Annotated in this window: 18 protein-coding genes, 1 pseudogene and 1 riboswitch; of the genes and pseudogenes, 10 read left to right on the top strand and 9 right to left on the bottom strand. The window is 64.7% G+C overall.

Annotation, left to right across the window (positions count from 1 at the left end; all coding sequences use genetic code 11):
• Positions 1–145: 145 nt before the first annotated feature.
• On the top strand, positions 146–1612 hold the full coding sequence (gene dnaB / locus KBY97_RS12940; protein WP_255147517.1) for a replicative DNA helicase: 1467 nt from the start codon (positions 146–148) through the stop codon (positions 1610–1612).
• On the opposite strand, the gene KBY97_RS12935 is transcribed toward dnaB, so the two are convergent.
• Complete coding sequence (locus tag KBY97_RS12935; protein ID WP_255147516.1) at positions 1572–3041, bottom strand: APC family permease; 1470 nt, start codon at positions 3039–3041, stop codon at positions 1572–1574. The genes dnaB and KBY97_RS12935 overlap by 41 nt on opposite strands.
• 189 nt (positions 3042–3230) lie before the next feature.
• Positions 3231–3352, top strand: a riboswitch (guanidine-I (ykkC/yxkD leader).
• A 26-nt stretch (positions 3353–3378) separates the two neighbouring features.
• Between KBY97_RS12935 and speB the strand changes: the two genes are divergently transcribed.
• The 7 genes from speB (at position 3379) to KBY97_RS12900 (ending at position 9820) form a co-directional block, all read left to right on the top strand.
• Positions 3379–4596, top strand: coding sequence for an agmatinase (gene speB, locus KBY97_RS12930; protein ID WP_255147515.1), 1218 nt, complete (start codon positions 3379–3381; stop codon positions 4594–4596).
• Positions 4597–4599: 3 nt separating this feature from the next.
• On the top strand, positions 4600–4992 hold the full coding sequence (locus KBY97_RS12925) for a hydrogenase maturation nickel metallochaperone HypA (RefSeq protein WP_255147514.1): 393 nt from the start codon (positions 4600–4602) through the stop codon (positions 4990–4992).
• A gap of 5 nt (positions 4993–4997) precedes the next feature.
• Positions 4998–5705 carry a hydrogenase nickel incorporation protein HypB gene (hypB, locus tag KBY97_RS12920; RefSeq protein ID WP_255147513.1) on the top strand — a complete coding sequence of 236 codons (708 nt, stop codon included), beginning with the start codon at positions 4998–5000 and terminating at the stop codon, positions 5703–5705.
• Positions 5706–5746: 41 nt separating this feature from the next.
• Positions 5747–7111: a type III glutamate--ammonia ligase gene (gene glnT / locus KBY97_RS12915; RefSeq protein ID WP_255147594.1), complete on the top strand. Its 1365-nt coding sequence runs from the start codon at positions 5747–5749 to the stop codon at positions 7109–7111.
• Positions 7112–7237: 126 nt separating this feature from the next.
• Positions 7238–8260: an ABC transporter substrate-binding protein gene (locus KBY97_RS12910; RefSeq protein ID WP_255147512.1), complete on the top strand. Its 1023-nt coding sequence runs from the start codon at positions 7238–7240 to the stop codon at positions 8258–8260.
• Positions 8257–9033, top strand: coding sequence for an ABC transporter permease (locus tag KBY97_RS12905; RefSeq protein WP_399217813.1), 777 nt, complete (start codon positions 8257–8259; stop codon positions 9031–9033). Before KBY97_RS12910 ends, KBY97_RS12905 begins: the two co-directional genes overlap by 4 nt.
• Position 9034: 1 nt before the next feature.
• Positions 9035–9820, top strand: coding sequence for an ABC transporter ATP-binding protein (locus tag KBY97_RS12900; protein ID WP_255147511.1), 786 nt, complete (start codon positions 9035–9037; stop codon positions 9818–9820).
• On the opposite strand, the gene KBY97_RS12895 is transcribed toward KBY97_RS12900, so the two are convergent.
• Together KBY97_RS12895 and KBY97_RS12890 are read right to left on the bottom strand one after the other, a co-directional pair.
• Positions 9787–9984: a hypothetical protein gene (locus tag KBY97_RS12895; protein WP_255147509.1), complete on the bottom strand. Its 198-nt coding sequence runs from the start codon at positions 9982–9984 to the stop codon at positions 9787–9789. The genes KBY97_RS12900 and KBY97_RS12895 overlap by 34 nt on opposite strands.
• An 81-nt stretch (positions 9985–10065) precedes the next feature.
• Positions 10066–12141: a class I SAM-dependent methyltransferase gene (locus KBY97_RS12890; protein ID WP_255147508.1), complete on the bottom strand. Its 2076-nt coding sequence runs from the start codon at positions 12139–12141 to the stop codon at positions 10066–10068.
• 91 nt (positions 12142–12232) lie between these two features.
• Between KBY97_RS12890 and KBY97_RS12885 the strand changes: the two genes are divergently transcribed.
• Together KBY97_RS12885 and KBY97_RS12880 are read left to right on the top strand one after the other, a co-directional pair.
• Positions 12233–13207, top strand: coding sequence for an SDR family NAD(P)-dependent oxidoreductase (locus tag KBY97_RS12885; RefSeq protein WP_255147506.1), 975 nt, complete (start codon positions 12233–12235; stop codon positions 13205–13207).
• A gap of 67 nt (positions 13208–13274) precedes the next feature.
• Positions 13275–13388 (top strand): annotated as a pseudogene (locus KBY97_RS12880) (IS5/IS1182 family transposase); the annotation flags it as partial.
• 241 nt (positions 13389–13629) lie between these two features.
• On the opposite strand, the gene KBY97_RS12875 reads toward KBY97_RS12880, so the two are convergent.
• The 6 genes from KBY97_RS12875 to KBY97_RS12850 all read right to left on the bottom strand — a co-directional run bounded on the left by KBY97_RS12875 (position 13630) and on the right by KBY97_RS12850 (position 18185).
• Positions 13630–14958, bottom strand: a complete 1329-nt coding sequence (locus KBY97_RS12875; protein WP_255147504.1) for a leucine-rich repeat-containing protein kinase family protein — start codon at positions 14956–14958, stop codon at positions 13630–13632.
• 396 nt (positions 14959–15354) lie between these two features.
• Positions 15355–16227 carry an alpha/beta fold hydrolase gene (locus KBY97_RS12870; protein WP_255147502.1) on the bottom strand — a complete coding sequence of 291 codons (873 nt, stop codon included), beginning with the start codon at positions 16225–16227 and terminating at the stop codon, positions 15355–15357.
• Between the two features lie 147 nt (positions 16228–16374).
• Positions 16375–16782, bottom strand: coding sequence for a type II toxin-antitoxin system VapC family toxin (locus tag KBY97_RS12865; protein ID WP_255147501.1), 408 nt, complete (start codon positions 16780–16782; stop codon positions 16375–16377).
• Between the two features lie 2 nt (positions 16783–16784).
• Positions 16785–17042 carry a ribbon-helix-helix protein, CopG family gene (locus KBY97_RS12860; protein WP_255147499.1) on the bottom strand — a complete coding sequence of 86 codons (258 nt, stop codon included), beginning with the start codon at positions 17040–17042 and terminating at the stop codon, positions 16785–16787.
• 259 nt (positions 17043–17301) lie between these two features.
• Positions 17302–17652, bottom strand: a complete 351-nt coding sequence (locus KBY97_RS12855) for a cupin domain-containing protein (protein WP_255147497.1) — start codon at positions 17650–17652, stop codon at positions 17302–17304.
• 59 nt (positions 17653–17711) lie between these two features.
• The gene (locus KBY97_RS12850) at positions 17712–18185 is read right to left on the bottom strand and encodes an N-acetyltransferase (protein ID WP_255147496.1); all 474 of its coding nucleotides are present in this window, start codon (positions 18183–18185) and stop codon (positions 17712–17714) included.
• Between the last annotated feature and the right edge of the window lie 140 nt (positions 18186–18325).

Here is an 18325-nt window from a genome sequence, read left to right as displayed (position 1 = left end):
CCATTCCCTTGCCCCACCGCCAGACCCCTCAGGGGTTTGGCGGTCTTTTTTGTGGGTCTGCGTGGCTGATGAAACAGCTCCGTCGCTGTCCGCGCGGGCACCAACGCACACCGGAGCGCCGGCCCGGAACCCTTAGCCTGCCGCCATGGTGAGCGTCCCTTTTCCAGCTCAGGACGGCCCCGGCGCCGCAGCCACTGCAGGGCTGACAGCCCCTGTGGCGGCAGGCGGCGCCGGGACGTTCCGGCGGCGCGGGCGCGAGCATGAGGAAGCCCGCTTCGAGGCCCTGCCTGACCAGCAGCCCCCCCAGAACCTGGAGGCGGAGGAGGCGGTGCTGGGCGGCATCCTGCTCGATCCCGATGCCATGGGCCGCATCGCCGACGTGCTGCGGCCGGAGGCCTTTTATCTCACCGCCCACCGGGAGGTGTACCGCACCGCCCTGATGCTGCACAGCCAGGGCAAGCCCACCGATCTCACCGCCATGGCCGCCTGGCTGGCCGACACCGGCCAGCTGGAGAAGGTGGGCGGCACCAACCGGCTGGTGGAGCTGGTGGAGCGCACGCTCAGCACCGCCTCCATCGACCAGGTGGCCCGCCTGGTGATGGACAAATACCTGCGCCGGCAGCTGATCCGCTCCGGCAACGAGGTGATCCGGCTGGGTTTCGATCAATCGAAGCCGATGGAGCAGGTGCTCGATGAGGCGGAGCAGCAGATCTTCGCGATCAGCCAGGAGAAGCCTTCGGTGGGGCTCACCCCCACCGCCGAAATCCTCACCAGCACCTTCAACGAGATCGAAAGCCGCTCCGTCGGCACGTCGGTGGCAGGCATCGCGGTGAACTTCTACGACCTCGACGCCATCACCCAGGGCCTGCAGCGCAGCGATCTGATCATCGTGGCCGGCCGGCCGGCGATGGGCAAAACCTCGATCGTGCTCAACATCGCCAAGAACGTGGCCCAGCTTCACCAGCTGCCGGTGTGCGTGTTTTCGCTGGAGATGAGCAAGGAGCAGCTCACCTACCGGCTGCTCTCGACGGAGGTGGGGATCGAGAGCGGCCGGCTGCGCACCGGGCGCCTGCAGCAGGAAGAATGGCCTCTGCTGGGCCAGGGCATCAATACCCTCGGCCAGCTGCCCCTGTTCATCGACGACAAGCCCAATTCCGGCGTGCTGGAGATGCGCTCGCTCTGCCGGCGGCTGATGGCGGAGCAGGGCAAGGAGCTGGGCCTGATCGTGATCGATTACCTGCAACTGATGGAGGGCACCACCCCCGACAACCGGGTGCAGGAGCTGTCCCGCATCACCCGCGGCCTCAAGGGCATGGCCCGCGAACTCAACGTGCCGGTGATCGCCCTTTCCCAGCTCAGCCGCGGCGTGGAGAGCCGCACCAACAAGCGGCCGATGCTGAGCGATCTGCGTGAATCGGGTTCGATCGAGCAGGACGCCGACCTGGTGTTGATGATCTACCGCGACGAGTACTACAACCCGGACACGGCCGATCGCGGCATCACCGAAGTGATCGTGACCAAGCACCGCAACGGCCCGGTGGGCACGGTGAAGCTGCTGTTCGAGCCCCAGTTCACCCGTTTTCGCAATCTGGCGAACCCATCCGGCGGCTGAGCCGCTGCGCCGGCAGGCTGAGCGCGATCAACCCGGCGGCGATCAGGCTGTTGGTGGTGTCGCCGATGGCGGCGCTGAGCAGGAAGGCGAGCGAGCCGAGCCACACCACCGACGCGCTGAACGGGAAACCCCAGGCCCGCACCGGGCGTTCCAGCTCCGGTTCACGCCAGCGCAGCACAAACAGCGACGTGATGCCGGTGAAATAGAGCAGCACATAGAAAAAGACGGACACCCCCAGCAGCACCTGGAAATCGCCGCAGGCGATCAGGGTCGCCGTGACGGCGGTGGTGAGAAGCAGGGCCGCATCAGGGGTGCCGCCCGCATTCACCCGCGCGAACACGGGTAGAAACAGGCTGTCGCGGCTGAGGCCGAACAGGATGCGCGGCGCGCACATGATCACGGTGTTCACCAGCCCGATCGACGACAGCAGCGCCAGGGCGGTGATCAGCTGGGCGCTGAACGGCCCGAACAGGCGGGCGGCGGCATCGGCCAGCGGCAAGGTGGAGGTGGCCATCGCCTCCAGCGGCAGCACCTTGAGCAAGGCCACGTTCATCAGCAGATAGAGCCCCGTGACAGCGACCACGCCGCCGATCAATGAGCGGGGCAGGTCGGTGGCCGGCGCGGTGAACTCTTCGGCGAAGTAGATCGGGCTCTGCCAACCGTCGTAGGTGGTGATCACGGCCTGAAGCGCGAACACGCCGGCGGCGGCCAGCGCCAGTGGGGTGTTGTTGAGAATGGCCAGTGATGCGACCCCAGTCCCACCAGCGGCTGCGGCCAGCGGTGTGCTGGCGGCGGGCGGGGCCACCAGCAGGCAGGCGCCGATCAGCGCCAGAAAGGCGATGGCCTTGACCAGGCTGAGGATCTGCTGGCTGAGGCTGCCGGCCCGCAGGCCCAGCCGTTGCAGCAAGGCGAAGCCCACCAGGGTGAGCAGGCCTACCACCTTGCCGCTGGGGGGCAGGGCCGGCACCAGGCCGCGGGCGAACTCACCGATCGTGATCGCCACCCAGGCCAGGCCGGCGCAATGACCGAGCCAGTCGATCCAGCCCACCGCAAAGCCGGCGCGATCGCCGAGGGCGCGGCGGGCGTAGACCGTCCAGCCACCGGCGCGGGGCAGGGCCGCACCCAGTTCGGCCACGGCGAAGGCGCCGCAGAGGGCATAGAGCCCGCCGACCAGCCAGGCCAGCAGGATCAGTGGGGCGCTGCCCAGCTGGGCCGCCACCAGCCCCGGGGTGCGCAGGATGCCGGCACCGATCGAGCCTCCCACCGCCCCCGCCAACCCAAAGCCGAGCCCGAGGATGTGCAGCAGGCCACCGGCGGCGGCGGGTGGCGCGACCGGCGGCGTGGGCGGTTCCGGTTGTGCTGGCGAGGGCTGTGGCAACGGCGGTGGTGTTTCCGGCTCCGGCGTTCTGGCCGTCGGGTTGGGTTCCATCGCAGGCCCCACGGCGGCCCCGAAGCGTAAGGCTGGTGCAGGGCTGCGACCTTCGGTTGTTGGGGCCAGGTGCGGCCGGCCTGGCACTCCCGGTGCAACCAGGCCAGGGGCTTCCGGTGCGGTCCGGAATGCCATTCCGTAGTTGTGGCCACAGTCATTTCTGGGGCTTCGGTGGACTCTGGGCGCAGCGGAAGAAGTTTCTAGGGTTCCGGTCTGCATCTGTTCGCATCAGCGAGCAGGTTCAGACGTCTGGTCCGAGAGAAGCTCACCGGGGTCACCCGGTTGCACGGAGGGATAAAAGCCCGGGAGACCGCACCCCCCACCTCCGTGTTCTCCCATGACAGCAACCCCAGGGCCTGAAGAGGCCTTCGACCGGCGCAGTTCCAGCCCAGGCTCCGGCTCAAGCGTCGGCCAGCAGGGCGCCGAGGCGCTCGAGAAGGAAGCCCGTCTGCCGCTCACCGGTTGGCAGCAGGAGGTGGAGCAGGGCCTGCGCTATGGCCTCGAAGCGGCCGAGAGCATCGTTGACCGGCGCATCTCCACCTTCTCGCGCGGTGAGCTGCCCCACTACGCGGGCATCAACACCTTCATAAAGGCGCCCTACATCGAAGACGTGAACCGCGTCGGTGAATTCGATGTGGCGATCGTGGGCATTCCGCACGACTGCGGCACCACCTACCGCCCCGGCACCCGCTTCGGCCCCCAGGGCATCCGCCGCATCTCGGCGCTTTACACCCCCTACAACTACGAAATGGGGGTGGATCTGCGCGAATCGATCACGCTCTGCGATGTGGGCGATATTTTCACGATTCCCGCCAACAACGAGAAGAGCTTCGATCAGATCTCCAAGGGTGTGGCGCATGTGTTCGCCAGCGGCGCCTTCCCGATTCTGCTCGGCGGTGATCACTCGATCGGCTTCCCCACCGTGCGGGGCGTGTGTCGCCACCTCGGCGACAAGAAGGTGGGCATCATCCACTTCGACCGCCATGTGGACACCCAGGAGATCGATCTGGATGAGCGCATGCACACCTGCCCCTGGTTCCATGCCACCAACATGGCCAACGCACCGGCCGAAAACCTGGTGCAGCTGGGCATCGGCGGCTGGCAGGTGCCGCGTGAAGGGGTGAAGGTGTGCCGCGAGCGGGGCACCAACGTGCTCACTGTCACGGACATCTGCGACATGGGCCTGGAGGCCGCCGCCAAATATGCGATCGAGCGTGCCACCGACGGCACCGACTGCGTGTACATCTCCTTCGACATCGACTGCATCGACGCCGGCTTTGTGCCCGGCACCGGCTGGCCGGAACCGGGCGGCCTGCTGCCACGGGAAGCCCTCAAGCTGCTGGAGCTGATCGTGCGCAACGTGCCGGTGTGTGGCCTGGAGGTGGTGGAAGTTTCCCCCCCTTACGACATCAGCGACATGACCTCCTTGATGGCCACGCGGGTGATCTGCGATGTGATGGCCCACCTGGTGGTGAGCGGTCAGCTGCCGCGCAAGCAGAAGCCGGCCTGGCTGCATGAGGCCTGCAACATGAACGTCGATCAGAAATGGAGGTGAGCCATGCATGAAGTTGACATGACCCGCTGCCTGCTGCTTTCGCTCGAAGAGTGGAAGCAGGAGCACCATCCCCACGTTCCCTGCGTACAGGTGGTGCATCTGCAGGTGGGTGCCTTCACCTGTGTGGAACCGGCCGCGCTGGTGTTCACCTATGGGGCCGCCGTGCAGGGCAGCTGGCTGGACGGCTCGGAGCTGCGCATCGAAACGGTGCCGCTGCGGGCCCGCTGTGTGGCCTGCGGCAGCGATTACAGCCCCGAGCCTGCCTTGGGCTACCAATCCCCGTGCTGCCACCACCCGATGGAGGAGATCCTCTCGGGCCGTGAGCTGAGGATTCGCAGCATCGATTACACCTCCCCCGCTGTACCCGCAGACCGGGCTTCCATCCTTTCCGCCTGAACGCCATGCACATGCCCCTGGAAGACACACTCGGACGCAATTTGTTGGCGGCCAATCAGCACCGCGCCGACCACAACCGCGCCCATTTCGATGCCTGGAACCTGCTTTGCCTGAATGTGATGAGCAGCCCCGGCGCTGGCAAGACCTCCCTGCTGGAACGCACGATCACGGCCCTTTCGCCCCAGCTGGCGATGGCGGTGCTGGAGGGCGACATGACCACCCAGCTGGATGCCGAGCGGCTGGCGGCGGTGGGGGTGCCGGTGGTGCCGATCACCACCGGACGGGCCTGCCACCTCGATGCGTCGATGGTGAGCGGCGGCCTCACCCTGCTGCAGCAGCGGCTTGATCCTGCGGCGCTGGATCTGCTGTGGGTGGAGAACGTGGGCAATCTGGTGTGCCCGGCGGAATTCGAGGTGGGTGAACACCTCAAGGTGGCGTTGCTGAGTGTCACCGAAGGCGATGACAAGCCGCTCAAGTATCCGGTGATGTTCCGCGAAGCCGATTGTGTGCTGATCACCAAGATCGATCTGCTGCCGTATGTGCCGGTGGATGTGAGCCGCATCGAGGCCCATGTGCGGGCGGTGAATCCCCGCGCCCAGGTGTTCCGTGTGTCGGCCGGCACCGGCCAGGGCATGGGCGAGTGGCACCGCTGGCTGCTGACCACGGTGAGGGAGCACGCCGCCAGCCAGCCGCCGGCCCTGGTGAACGCCTGATGGAGCTGGTGAGCCCATCGGCACCGCTGCCGGCCAGCCCAATGGCCCCGCTGCCGACGACCGCAAGCGTGGGTGAAGACGTGCAGGTGGATCTGCTCAGCCGCGGCGTGAAGTATGCGCTGGCCAACTTCGTGGACATCCACGGCAACGGCAAGGCGAAGGCGGTGCCACTGGATCACTTCGCCTCGATGTTGTCGGGTTCGGAACTGTTCACCGGCGCGGCCCTCGATGGCGTGCCGCAGGACGTCAGCGACGACGAAGTGGCGGCCATCCCCGATCTGGCCAGTGCCACGGTGCTGCCCTGGCGCCGCGATGTGGTGTGGCTGGCCAGCAGCCTGGAGTTGAACGGCGCCCCGTTCGAGGCCTGCAGCCGCCAGATCCTGAGCCGGGTGCGGCAGCAGGCGGCGGCGCTGGGCTACTGCTTCAACCTCGGCATCGAAACCGAGTTCTTCGTGCTGCGGCGCCAGGACGATGGAACGCTGGTGCCGGCCAGCGGCCGCGACACGCTCGATAAACCCTGCTACGACCTGGGCGGCCTGCTCGACAACCTCGACTGGCTCGATGAGCTGGTGCAGAGCATGAATGGCCTGGGCTGGGGCGTGTATTCCTTCGACCACGAAGACGGCAACGGCCAGTTCGAGATCGATTTCGCCTATGCCGAGGCGCTCACCATGGCCGACCGGCTCACCTTCTTCAAGCTGATGGCGAAGGAGATCTGCCGCCGCCATGGGCTGATCGCCAGCTTCATGCCCAAGCCGTTCGCGCACCGCACCGGCAGCGGCGCCCACTTCAACATGTCGCTGGCGGATGTGCAGAGCGGCGCCAATCTTTTCGATCCCGGCCGTGGCGAGGCCGGTGCGATCACCCCGCTGGCGGAGCAGTTCATCGCCGGGGTGCTGCGCCATGCCGCCGCGATCTGCGCCGTGATCGCCCCCACGGTGAACAGCTACAAGCGGCTGGTGGCGCAGGGAAGCATGAGCGGCTTCACCTGGGCACCGGTATTCATCTGCCACGGCAACAACAACCGCACCAACATGCTGCGCATTCCCTCCGCTGGCGGGCGGGTGGAATGCCGCGCCGCCGACAGCTCCTGCAACCCCTATCTGGGTGCGGCACTGATCCTGGCGGCGGGGCTGGAAGGCATCCGCGAGCAGCTGGTGCCGCCCCCGGCCAACCGGGTGAATGCCTACCGGCTGAGTGCGGCGGAGCGGGCCGAACGCGGCCTGCATACCCTGCCGCGCCATCTGGGTGAGGCGGTGGAGGCGTTTGCCGCCGATCCGCTCTGCCGTGAGGTGTTCGGCCCCGCGATGTTCGACGCGTTTGTGTCGTTGAAGCGGGCGGAATGGGAGGCCTATCACGGCGCAATTTCGGCCTGGGAGCTGGAGCACTACCTGGAGTTCTTCTGACATGCCCGCCCGCGCCAGCCCCAGCCACGCCTCGCGCCAGCCGCCCCCCTAAGCCGCGCGGGCACCTGCCGCTTTCTTCCTCCCGCCCCTGCTCCCGCTCCATTCCCCCCACACCCCCGTTTCCCCATGACCGCACCCTCCCGCTTCCGTTTTCCACGCTTCCGGCGCACCACCAGCCTGCTGCTCACGGCCCTGTTGGGCGGCGGCTTGCTGGTGGCCTGCCAGCAGCAGCCGGCAGAAACCTCCGCCACGCCGGTGCGCATCGGTTACAGCGCCTGGCCGGGCTGGATCCCCTGGAAGGTGACCGAAGAAAAGGGATTGTTTGAGGCGGCGGGCGTGCCGGTGACCCTGCAATGGTTCGACGGCTACCTCGATTCGATCAACGCCCTCAATGCCGGCCAGCTGGATTGCAACAGCCAGACGCTGGGTGACACGATCAGCTCGATCGCCGGTGGCGCCGCCCTCACGGTGGTGCTCACCAACGACAACTCCACCGGCAACGACCAGATCATCGCCGCTGAAGGCATCACCAGCGTGGAGGGTCTGAAGGGCAAGAAGGTGGCCGCCGAAGAAGGCACGGTGGATCACTACCTGCTGCTGCTGGGCCTGAAGAAGGCGGGCCTGAGTGCGGCCGACATCACCTTCGTGCCGCTGGAAACCGGCGCCGCCGCCGCTGCGTTTGTGGCGGGCCAGGTGGATGCGGTGGGGGTGTTCGCGCCGTTCACCACCCAGGCGCTGAAGCGTGCGGGCAGCACCACCTTGTTCTCGTCGAAGGATTTCCCCGGCTCGATCAGCGACCACCTGGTGTGCCGCACCGAATTTGTGGAGAAGAATCCTGAGCAGCTGCAGAAGGTGGTGAACGCCTGGTTCGCCACGCTGGCGGAGATCGAGGCCAATCCGGCCCCGAGCCTGGCGATCCTGGCCGCCCGCGCGGGCGTGAGCGAGGCGGAGTACACCGAGTACGACGCCGGCACCACGATCTTCACGCTCGAGCAGAACCGGCAGGCGATGAAGCCGGGCGACACAATGGATTCGCTGCCATTTGCGGCTGGGGAGATCAGCACCTTCCTGCAGGAGGTGGGTCTGGCCAAAACCCCGCCGGATCTCAGCAAGCTGTTTGATCCGCGCTTCGTGGACGCGGCGCAGTGAAGCTGAGCGCGGGCCTGCGGCGACGCCTCGACCATCCCTGGGTGCTGGGTGTGCTCGGCATCCTCACGGTGCTGGTGCTGTGGCAGCTGATTGCGGCGAGTGGCAGCGTCGACAGGCTGTTTCTGCCCAGCCCGGCGGGGGTGCTGGCGGCGGGCTCCGCCCAGGCGGAGGCGGGCATCCTGCTGGCCGATGCGATCGCCAGCATCGGCCGGGTGCTGGGCGGCTATGCGCTTTCCATGCTGGTGTCGCTGCCGCTGGGGATCGCGATGGGCAGCAACCGGATCATCTGCCGGTTGCTGGAGCCGCTGATCGGCCTGATCCGCTACATGCCCGCGCCGGCTTTCATCCCGCTGCTGATCATCTATTTCGGCTTGGGGGAGCTGCCCAAGGTGCTGCTGATCTTCATCGGCACCTTGTTCTTCAACACCTTGATGATCATGGATGCGGTGAAGTTCGTGCCGGCCGAGCTGCTGGAATCGGCGCTCACCATGGGTGGGCGCCGCCTGCAGATCCTCACCCGCGTGGTGACACCCTTCATCGCGCCCCAGGTGATTGATGCCTACCGCATCAACATGGCCGCCGCCTGGAACCTGGTGATCGTGGCGGAGCTGGTGGCCGCCAACGAGGGGCTGGGCAAGCGCATCAGCCTGGCCCAGCGCTTTCTGCGCACCGATGAGATCTTTGCGTACCTGATCGTGATCGGGTTGATCGGTCTGGTGATCGATCTGCTGTTCCGATTGGTGTTGCGCCGCACCTGCCGCTGGGCCATCTGAGATGCATCTTTCGCTCACAGCGGTGTGCAAAACCTTCGGGCAGGGCCGCGCTGCCAAGCAGGTGCTCGACACCATCAGCTTCGAGATCAATTCCGGCGAATTCGTGGCGCTGGTGGGCAGCTCCGGATCGGGCAAGAGCACGGTGATGCGCCTGATCGCCGGGCTCGATCGGCCTACCAGCGGCACGATCCTGATGGATGGCCGCCCGATCACGGGGCCCGGCCACGACCGCGGCATGGTGTTCCAGAAATACAGCCTCTATCCGTGGCTGACGGCGGCCGACAACGTGGCCTTCGGCATGACGTTGCAGGGGCTGCCAGCGCGGGAGGTGCGCGAGCGCACCGGCTATTTCCTGGAAGTGGTGGGCCTGCAGGATGCGGCAGGGCGTTTGCCACGGGAGCTGTCCGGCGGGATGCAGCAACGGGTGGCGATTGCCCGCGCCCTGGCGGCCGATCCGAAGGTGATGCTCCTGGATGAACCCTTCGGCGCCCTCGACCTGCAGATCCGCGAATCGATGCAGGAATTTCTCTATCAGCTGTGGAACCGCACCGGGCTCACCGCCCTGCTGATCACCCACGATCTGGAGGAGGCGCTGCTGATGGCCCAGCGGGTGCACATCATGGCGCCGCATCCGGGCCGGATCGTGCGCACGGTGGAAACCGAGCTCGACCGCAGCGATCTGGGCGCGCTGCGGGTGGATCGGCGTTTTCTGGAGGTGCGCGAAGACCTGGCCCGCTGCCTGCGGGGGTTGAGTCAGGAGGCGGTGACGCCGCTGCCGCCGGTGTGATCGGTGCCGCCCTCAAGCAGCTCAGGCTGAATGCCGAGATACACGGCCTCGCGATACAGCGCCTGCTTGGCGGTGATGTTGCCGGCGTGCACGGCAGCCCGGTAGCGGCGCTGCAGCGACACGAGCATGGCGTGTTGGTGAGGATCGCGAAGGGTGCGGGGCATGGCCTGTGCTGGGCGGATGGAACGCCCAGTGTCTGTTCATTGCGAACAGATTCTATGGCTGTGACGGGCGATCTGGGGAGTTCAGCCGCGTTTGCGGGCCACGTGAAAAGCGGAGTGGCCGCTGAGCTCCAGGCTGCCGCCGGCCTCAGTGTCGATGATGCGGCGCAGCTCGGCGAAGAGAGCTTCGCGGGCGCCGGGCTCCAGGCGCAGATAGGGGGAGTAGGTGCTGAGCAGGGCCAGGTATTGCTCGGCGCTGTAGGTGAGCTGCACCGGCACCCGCCCCGCCTGCGGCGGCAGGAACAAGGCGGGGTCCACGAGTTGCTGCACCAGCGCTTCGAGGATTGCCTGCTGCTCGGCGTCACTTTCGCGGCGGTGCAATGCGGGGGCGTAGCGGGCATAGCTGGCCGCGAAGCGCTGGTGCAGGGCAAGTGAGGGTTGCAGCTCCTTGTTCCAGAGCAGGATCAGCGCGCCACCTGGCTTGAGCGCCCGGGCGGCGGTGCGCGAGCCGAGGCCGGCGGGGATCCAGTGAAAGGAGCTGGCGGCGAGCACGGCATCAAAGGCCTGCTCCTGCACCGGCCACTGCTCGCAGGCCAGCGGCTCGATGTGCACGCGCTTGAAGCCGGCGCAACGCTCACGCGCCAAGGCCACGAAGGCGGGGTTGGGCTCCAGGGCGGTGATGGCGCAGCCACGCCGCGCGAAGGCCACGGTGGCGGTGCCCGGCCCGCAGCCCAGCTCCAGCAGCGCCGAGCCGTCGCCCACCCCGGCCAGGGCCGCCACCTGCTTGATCATCGCCGCTGGATAGCCGGGTCGCACGGCGTCGTAGGCGGCAGCGGCCGGCGCATACCAGTCGGCCCGCTGCTGCAGCGGCAGGGCAGCGGCACTGCTCACGATCCGCTGCTGCTCGTTGTTCGCGGGGGCTTGCGGCTCCAAACGCGCGCTTGCCTCCGCCGCCGGCTTCCAGCGCTCCAGCGCCGCCTGCAGCGCGCCCGCCAGGGCGGCGGCTTCGCGGGCATCGGCGAGGCCCTGCAGCTGGACGGGGGGACGGCGCTCGCTCCAGAGCACGACCTGGGGCTCCGGCTGATCGAGCGGCAGCGCGGCCAGCACCGTGCGGGTAGGCAGGTGAACGGCGGCATGGCCGGTGCGCCACACGCCCACCTGTTCGGAATCGATGCGCAGCTCCTGCCGGCTCCAGTGGCGGTAGCTGCCGAAGCCGGCGGCACCGAGCGCCGCCACCACCAGCAGCGCCTGGATCACGCTCCACTCGGGCAGGACGAGCGAGAGCAGGCCGGGCAGGGAGAGATCGAGCACGAGCGTGGTGGGGGCGGTGAGGCCCAGCCGCGGACCCAACATCCACACCAGAAAGCCGCCGTACTTCACCATCACGGTGTTGAGCACGGCGAGAAACAGCAGGTAACCGCCCTGGCGCACAAACGCCCGCCACCACTGAGCGGCGTTCACGGTGCTGCGGTCGCGGAAGATCCGGGTGGCGCCTTCTTCCTCCACCACCGCCCACATGCTCGCCGGCGGCCCCGCTTCCTCGTCCTCCTGGCTGTCCGCCTCCGCCAACCGCAGCGGCAACGCCAGCTTGCGGGCGAGGGCAAAGGCGCGCTGCCAGGCGAGCGCGAGCGTGGGCTGACGGTCGAGCAGCAGCTCGCGGGCAGGATCCTGCACCGCCAGCAGCACATCCCAGCCCTGCGGACGGGCTTCGCCGAGCGGCAGGGCGAGCGGGGCGGCGCGGATCAGCACGGCCGTGAGTGCGCTGTGCTGCAGCTCCAGCTGCTCGTGACTGCCGGCGGCATCGCACCGCCAGGAGAGCCGATCCCCCCAGCGCTCCAGCACCACTCGGCATTCCGGCCGCCAGGAATGGCCGAGCTGGTTGGCGAGCAGTTCCAGGGGCAGCAGGAACAGCAGCAGGCCGATCACATACGGAACGACCCCTTCCAAGGTGGCCCAGAGGCAGAAGGCGGAGAACAGCAGAAAGGCGAGCAGGTTGCCGAGCTGGCTCTCGAGCGGCTGGTTGGCGATCAGCTCCTGCCACAGCAGGCTTTCGAGCGTGCGGCCGAGCAGGTGCACGGTGCGGCGCAGCACCAGCAAGGGAAACAGCAGCAGGCCGAGGCCGTTGCGTTCGAGGCGGCGAATCGTGGCGCGCCACTGCATGAACGAACCGGCCGGCGGAGGGGCTGCGTGCTCCATTGTGAAGCCGGCGGTTTCTAGGGTTAGCGCCCCTTGCTCCTGGTGGGGTCTGCCCATGGCTGCCACGCGCCGCCTGCTGCTCACTGGCGGCAATTCCGGCATCGGCTTCGAGGCGGCGGTGCGGCTGTGCCAGGCCGGCCACGCGCTCACGCTGCTGTGCCGCGATGCGGCAACGGCCGAGACGGCCCAGCGCCAGCTGGCGGAACGGGCCGGTGGAGGCAAGGCGCCGGCGGTGGCCGTGTGCGACCTGGGCGATCTGGAGAGTGTGCGCGCCTGCGGGCAGGCGCTGCTGGCGCAGGGGCAGCCGATCGACACGTTGGTGCTGAATGCGGGCCTGCAATACGCCGGCGCCAAAACGCCACGGCTGACGCCCCAGGGCCATGAACTCACCATCGCGGTGAACCACCTGGGCCATTTCCTGCTGGCCCAGCAACTCACGCCATTGCTGCTGGCGGGGCAGGCGCCGCGGCTGGTGGTCACGGCGTCGGAAGTGCACGACCCGCTCACCGCTGGCGGCAAGGTGGGCTCACCGGCGGGGCTGGGCGATCTGGCCGGCCTGCAGGCGGGGCAGCCGGTGCTGATGGTGGATGGCAGCCGCTTCGATGCCGACAAGGCCTACAAGGACAGCAAGCTCTGCAATGTGCTGATCGCCCGTGAGTTCGCGCGCCGCATGGAGGAGGCCGGCACACCGCTGCCGGTGCTCAGCTGGAGCCCGGGCCTGGTGATCCCGCCCACCAGCGAGGGCGGCTTCTGGCGCTACAGCCGCCAGAGCAACGAACTGGGCCAACGCCTGTTCGCCTTCGCGGCCCGCTCCGTGCTGCGCCTCACCGAAAGCGTGGAAACCGCCGGCGCCCTGCTGGCTTCCCTCTGCTGCGACCCCGCCTACGCCGCCTACGGCTTCAGCTTCCACCGCAACCGCGTGGTGGGCCCAGGCCGGCGGGTGTTCGAAGCCAGCGCCACCAGCGCGGAAGGGCAGGACACGGAGTTGGCGCGACGCCTATGGGTGGCGAGTGAGGGGGTGGTGGGGTGAAGGGGGCGGCTGGTTGGCGCCAGGCGTGGAGGGGGATTTCCGTGACCTGCTGCTCCCCTACAAGGCCCACCGCTCCAGTAGCGACCGGGAAGCGCGGCTGCTCAGAAAGTCCGGCGGCACCGGTGCTGATCTCTGTTCACGGGGCCATTGCCTCACAGACAACCGCCATGGCCTAGTGGTGGCTAGGTACAGGGGGTTCAGGCATCCCCTATGAACTGATTCGCAAAGTTATCGAAAGCCCGCCACTTGCCTCAGGGGCACTTGCCAAAGCCCTGGCGAATTGATCTCAATCTGGAGGAGGTGCTCAACAGGCAAAGGAATCAGTATGGCGTGGCAATCGCTGGCGACGCCACGGCAAAGTCAACCCCAAGCTGGTCGACAAAACTCTTCGCCGATTGGTGAGCAAAGCCTAAACCTCGGGCTTAATGGAGCAGTGAATCTATCGCTGCCACCAGTTCGGCGAACCGGGGCCGACTCGCCGCAACTGGCGCTACGCAGCGGAGTTGCAGTGCTTTTAACGATGGGAGGAGCGCTTCATGGTCGGGTTCAATGCGCTCTAGTAGTTCGCCAAGCAAGCAGCCGAAGGCGCGCACCTCCAGCGCCTCGAATGGATTTGTGCTTCCACTTGCCTGAGATGGGTAAAAGGAGGCCGCCCCGAAGTCCCCCAAGTAGCAGCCGCCTTCGGGGCGATACAGGACGTTGTGCGCATAAAAATCCCCGTGCGAAATTCCACGGGCGTGCAGGTGCTCGCCAACAGCGGCCAAGCCCTTTGCCAGATCCAGCACCAAGGGGAGGGAGAAACGTTGGCCGTCGTCGTAAATGTCCCTGGTGCATGTCGCCAGATTGGGCGGGCCGGCCAGACTGCGAAACCCAGGCTCGACCCAGGGCATCACCAAGCCGGTGCTGCCGGCTGGGTGCCCGGTGAGTTCACCAATGACCCCGATCAAGTGAGAGTGATTACCCGCCGCCAAACAGGCCGCCATTTCTTCTGCCGGAAACCCGTCACTGGTGACCGCCCCCTTAAAGAGTTTCACCGCGACGGGATGCCCGGCTTCCTGCGGCGACGGCTGCCAGTGCGCTTTGTGGATCACTCCCGAGGCGCCTTCACCGAGTTTTTCACCCAACACCAGATCCCCCCAATGGAAGCGGGCCACGGCCGGACGCGGGGCGTGCGGCACCGCTGAAACCGGATTTCCGCCAAACGCCAACCAGGTCAACCGGGGCAATTGCAGCAGCCACTCCGGCAGAGCCTTGAAGCGGTTGGCCGAAATCCGCAACAGCTCAAGCCCAACGCAGCCGCGCATCGCCTCCGGCAACTCTGCCAGTTGATTTCCGGCCAACATCAGTTTTTGCAGGCGCGCACAGTTGCCGATTGAGTCGGGAAGTGCCGAAATCTGATTATCCGTGAGGATCAACCAGCGCAACCCGGGGGAAATGGCGGCAGGCACCACCTCCTGAATGGTGTTCGCCTTAAACCCGACCATCTCAAGGTGAACACATGAGGACAGCACCTCGGGCAGCTGGGTAAAGCGATTGTCCGAGCAGAAGATCACTCGTAACTTACTCAGCCGCGATAAGTCGTCCGGGAGCTCGGATAACATGTTGCCCGAGAGATTAAGAACTTCAAGGGTGTCGGACAGCTCGAAGATCTCCCGCGGGAATTCCTGCAGGCCGCAGGCAAGATCCAGCCGCGTGATCCCCTTCAGTTGACCGGAGCGCAAGGCGGCAAGAGTGGCGGTGGTTGTCGTCATGGGTTGAATGGCAGGCCTATTCACCGCGGATGATGAAGGCGGTACGACATCTAAAACCGAAGTCCGGCAGCGCCTGATCGCCTATGGGAGCAGGCGCGCAACTGCCGCGCAGCGCCGGAACTGTCGCCAGAACGTAGTGCTAACGCCATGAATTCGCCACGCCTTGATCACATGATAATGCGTTGGCCAACACTGCTCGCCGCTCCTCAGCGCTCAAGCCGCGGCGGTACCCCTGCTTTTGGACGTGCGTCTGTATGCGATTTAAGCAACTATCAGAAGAAATTACTCGCTTTGGCCGCGGCTTCCCGTCTCCAGCTATCTAACGCTTTGCCCACCGGAATATGTCGAGCGATAGCGAGTCGTTTTTCCGGTGCGGCAAATTGTTGTACGGCGCAGCTATGATGTTTGATTCTTCAGCGCTTGGAGAATCACCGGCCAGTCCTCTGGATGTAATTCATGCCCCGTGCCTTTCAGCGTAAGTAGTTTCGAATCACGAATCGCATCCTTCAGTGCCAAGCCGTGTGCATAAGGAAGCACAGGATCTTCTGTGCCATGAATGATTAGTGTTGATACAGTTATCTCATCTAATCGCCCGAGCCACTCTTCGCCACCACCTAAAGTAGTGTGATTGAATGTCGTTAGTATATTTGGCGTATGATCAAAATTTGACTGAGCGATCTGCCGAATCTTTTCAGCGTCAAATACATGGGCAGTACCTGAGTTGATTCGCCACGCACCAACCTGATACTCCACCACCGCATCTTTATCAGACCAGTCAAGTGATCCTGCCTGCTGGCGATACTCCATGATTGTAGGATCAAAAGGGGGCATATCTGGGTCTATCTCCGCAAGACGCTCTGAAGAGATCAGGGCTAAACTCTTTACCCGATTCGGATACTTGAGAGCAACAAGCTGGGATAGAAATCCTCCCAGAGACATGCCAACCAGGTGCGCAGCCTTCAGACCATAACCACCAATGACGCGAACCACATCATCTGCTAATTCTTCAACGGAATATGGAGCCTGGCCTGGCTCATAGCTAGTTGACTTCCCCGTATCGCGATGATCATATCGGATCACGTAGCAATCCATTGCGGCCAGCCGGGCACAAAAATCATCAGGCCACCATACCGCCGACGACATTGCCCCCATGACCAAAATAATGGGTTCATGGGCTGGGTTACCGAATGATTCGGTATAGAGTGAAATATCGTTATCAGTAACTACTTTGGCTTCCATAATTACACTGCCTTGAGGTTTCTCGTACAACGCTGGCCCAGAGTGGCAGGTAGGGAGGCTGGGGTGGCGCAGCAAAGAGCTGGTGGTGGCCTGTCCACTCGAGGGGTGTGTTCGAAGTGTCGCTTCTCCATAGGCAACGTCCACAGACCTTCGCATCCACTGGATGACCCATAGCAATTACGGGTTGACCAAAGGAATTGTTTGCCTTCCATGGCGGCGGTAGATATGGAAGTCGCTATCGGTAGTGAGAAGCAATGGTGAATCGTTCATCTCCGCAAGCCGAATCAAAGCAGCATCAGCTAGAGATGCAGGAACATTCTCATACCTCTTGAAGAGTGAACTCACAGACCCGATCTGCTCCTGGAGCACGAAAGGCAATTGAACGGCCCCTCGCTCAATGAACTGCAACGCCAGGGAAGGATCAAAACCGGAGCGCTTCAGCAGGAAACAAGTCTCCGCAACGACAGCCTCACAGCTCAGCAATGGTGGCTGAAAGAACTGAAACTGTTCAACAGCCCATTGATGATGGGTGTCGTTGCGACTCAACAGGGCAACCCAAGGGCCTGTATCCAGCAGAACCGCCATAATCAGAGTGTGCCGAAGTCAGACATGTAAGCGGGATTGGATGACAGATCTACTGGTCCATCTTCACAACAACCCACCAAATCGGCCAACAGATCAGCAGCTGATTGTCGTGCTGAGCCTTCCACACCCTGCTCTGAGGACTGGAGAAACGCCGTCAATGCTCGCCGAACCAACTCAGACTTGCTCAGCCGACGACGATGAGCCTGCTCTGTGAGCTGCGCATCTAGGGCTTCGGTCAACTTGAGTGAGATCACCGCCATGGCAAGCACCCCGCTGCTACGCCGCCATCCTACCAGCTGCCAAGCGATATTACGTCCATCATTGGCGTGCAGTGCTCGGAGTTGGCGGCAGAGTGTACTTATGCCAACAGCAGCAGCCTCCGCACGGGGCATTTCTGCTCCCTCTTTCCGTTCCTTCGAACGCCCAAGATCAGTGGCGGGCAGTAGCCAATTGCGCTTAACAAGGCATCTCTGGCCCCGGCCGCTGGAGCTTGATGTTTGGCATCGCGCTCATGATGAACTACACCGGCTCGAAGCCCGATGCTGCGGGAGAGACGACTGAAACGAAAACAAGCGGATCTTGCCCGGTGTTGAGTACACCATGAACTTCTCGGCGATGGGCTACCAGCACATCCCCCTTGGCGATGGCAATCGACTCCCCATTAGCACTGACGCGGTACTCGCCGCAACCTGAAAGGATGGTCCATGTATCTTGACCATCAGGATGCACATGAGCCGAAATACGCTGGCCGGGCTTGATATACCAAGCAACAACCGCTGCGTCAGCCGACTCGGTGATGACTGAGCGAATGGGCTCACCGTCTGCTGGTTGGACGAAATCTGTGACCTTGAACAAACGCTCCGGGCTCATTATTGACTCGATGGAAAAGGGTTTGGCGAGTTTTAGCAAGAATGGCGGGCCAGCCGTTGTTAGGCTGCACCGGCGAGAGAGCGTGAAAAAATCACCTTTGAGTCTCCTTCAGCATAGAAATCAGGGATACGCCCTCGCTCTTCATATCCGCGCTTCAGGTAAAAGTTTCGAGCTCGCGCCAACGCTTCCTGGTCGCTTGTCTCAATAACAATAACGCGCGCACCAAATGCTGCCGTGTCTCGCTCGATGTTTGAAAGAATGGCTTGGCCGACACCGCCACCATGATGACTGGGACTTACGCCGAGCCACCACACGTTCCACACCCCCTCGGCATAGGGGTCTGGCGCATAGTACGACCACCCAATGGCTGGGCCGTCTTGAGACTCACGACAAGCCACAGCAGTATGCCCCTCGGGCAGCTCCCCAGCAGCTAGGAGTTTGTTGCTCGTAGAGAATCGGTCCACCGATTGCAGCGAGTTCGGGCTTGTTGACGCTGACGGCTCCGGGCTGTGGCTTTCTGCACCGAGCTTCATGGAAGTGGAGGTAATGCAGGAGCCCCTCATCCCGTCGCTTCCATCAACATCTGCTGCTGTGATCGCCGGAACCTGAACAGCTTGAGCAGATTGTGTGTGGCGGCGATCAGGGCCCATTCGCCATTCACTTTCTCCAGACC

Origin of the sequence: Synechococcus sp. ATX 2A4 (genome assembly GCF_024346375.1) — a bacterium.
GTDB lineage: Bacteria > Cyanobacteriota > Cyanobacteriia > PCC-6307 > Cyanobiaceae > MW101C3.
The sequence above is the reverse complement of the archived record's forward strand: the minus strand, read 5'-3'. Positions and strand labels throughout refer to the sequence as shown.

Coding starts and splice junctions, on each gene's coding strand:
- dnaB (WP_255147517.1), top strand. CDS start 146: ATGGTGAGCGTCCCTTTTCCAGCTCAGGACGGCCCCGGCGCCGCAGCC.
- KBY97_RS12935 (WP_255147516.1), bottom strand. CDS start 3,041: ATGGAACCCAACCCGACGGCCAGAACGCCGGAGCCGGAAACACCACCG.
- speB (WP_255147515.1), top strand. CDS start 3,379: ATGACAGCAACCCCAGGGCCTGAAGAGGCCTTCGACCGGCGCAGTTCC.
- KBY97_RS12925 (WP_255147514.1), top strand. CDS start 4,600: ATGCATGAAGTTGACATGACCCGCTGCCTGCTGCTTTCGCTCGAAGAG.
- hypB (WP_255147513.1), top strand. CDS start 4,998: ATGCACATGCCCCTGGAAGACACACTCGGACGCAATTTGTTGGCGGCC.
- glnT (WP_255147594.1), top strand. CDS start 5,747: ATGGCCCCGCTGCCGACGACCGCAAGCGTGGGTGAAGACGTGCAGGTG.
- KBY97_RS12910 (WP_255147512.1), top strand. CDS start 7,238: ATGACCGCACCCTCCCGCTTCCGTTTTCCACGCTTCCGGCGCACCACC.
- KBY97_RS12900 (WP_255147511.1), top strand. CDS start 9,035: ATGCATCTTTCGCTCACAGCGGTGTGCAAAACCTTCGGGCAGGGCCGC.
- KBY97_RS12895 (WP_255147509.1), bottom strand. CDS start 9,984: ATGCCCCGCACCCTTCGCGATCCTCACCAACACGCCATGCTCGTGTCG.
- KBY97_RS12890 (WP_255147508.1), bottom strand. CDS start 12,141: ATGCAGTGGCGCGCCACGATTCGCCGCCTCGAACGCAACGGCCTCGGC.
- KBY97_RS12885 (WP_255147506.1), top strand. CDS start 12,233: ATGGCTGCCACGCGCCGCCTGCTGCTCACTGGCGGCAATTCCGGCATC.
- KBY97_RS12875 (WP_255147504.1), bottom strand. CDS start 14,958: ATGACGACAACCACCGCCACTCTTGCCGCCTTGCGCTCCGGTCAACTG.
- KBY97_RS12865 (WP_255147501.1), bottom strand. CDS start 16,782: ATGGCGGTTCTGCTGGATACAGGCCCTTGGGTTGCCCTGTTGAGTCGC.
- KBY97_RS12860 (WP_255147499.1), bottom strand. CDS start 17,042: ATGGCGGTGATCTCACTCAAGTTGACCGAAGCCCTAGATGCGCAGCTC.
- KBY97_RS12855 (WP_255147497.1), bottom strand. CDS start 17,652: ATGAGCCCGGAGCGTTTGTTCAAGGTCACAGATTTCGTCCAACCAGCA.
- KBY97_RS12850 (WP_255147496.1), bottom strand. CDS start 18,185: ATGAAGCTCGGTGCAGAAAGCCACAGCCCGGAGCCGTCAGCGTCAACA.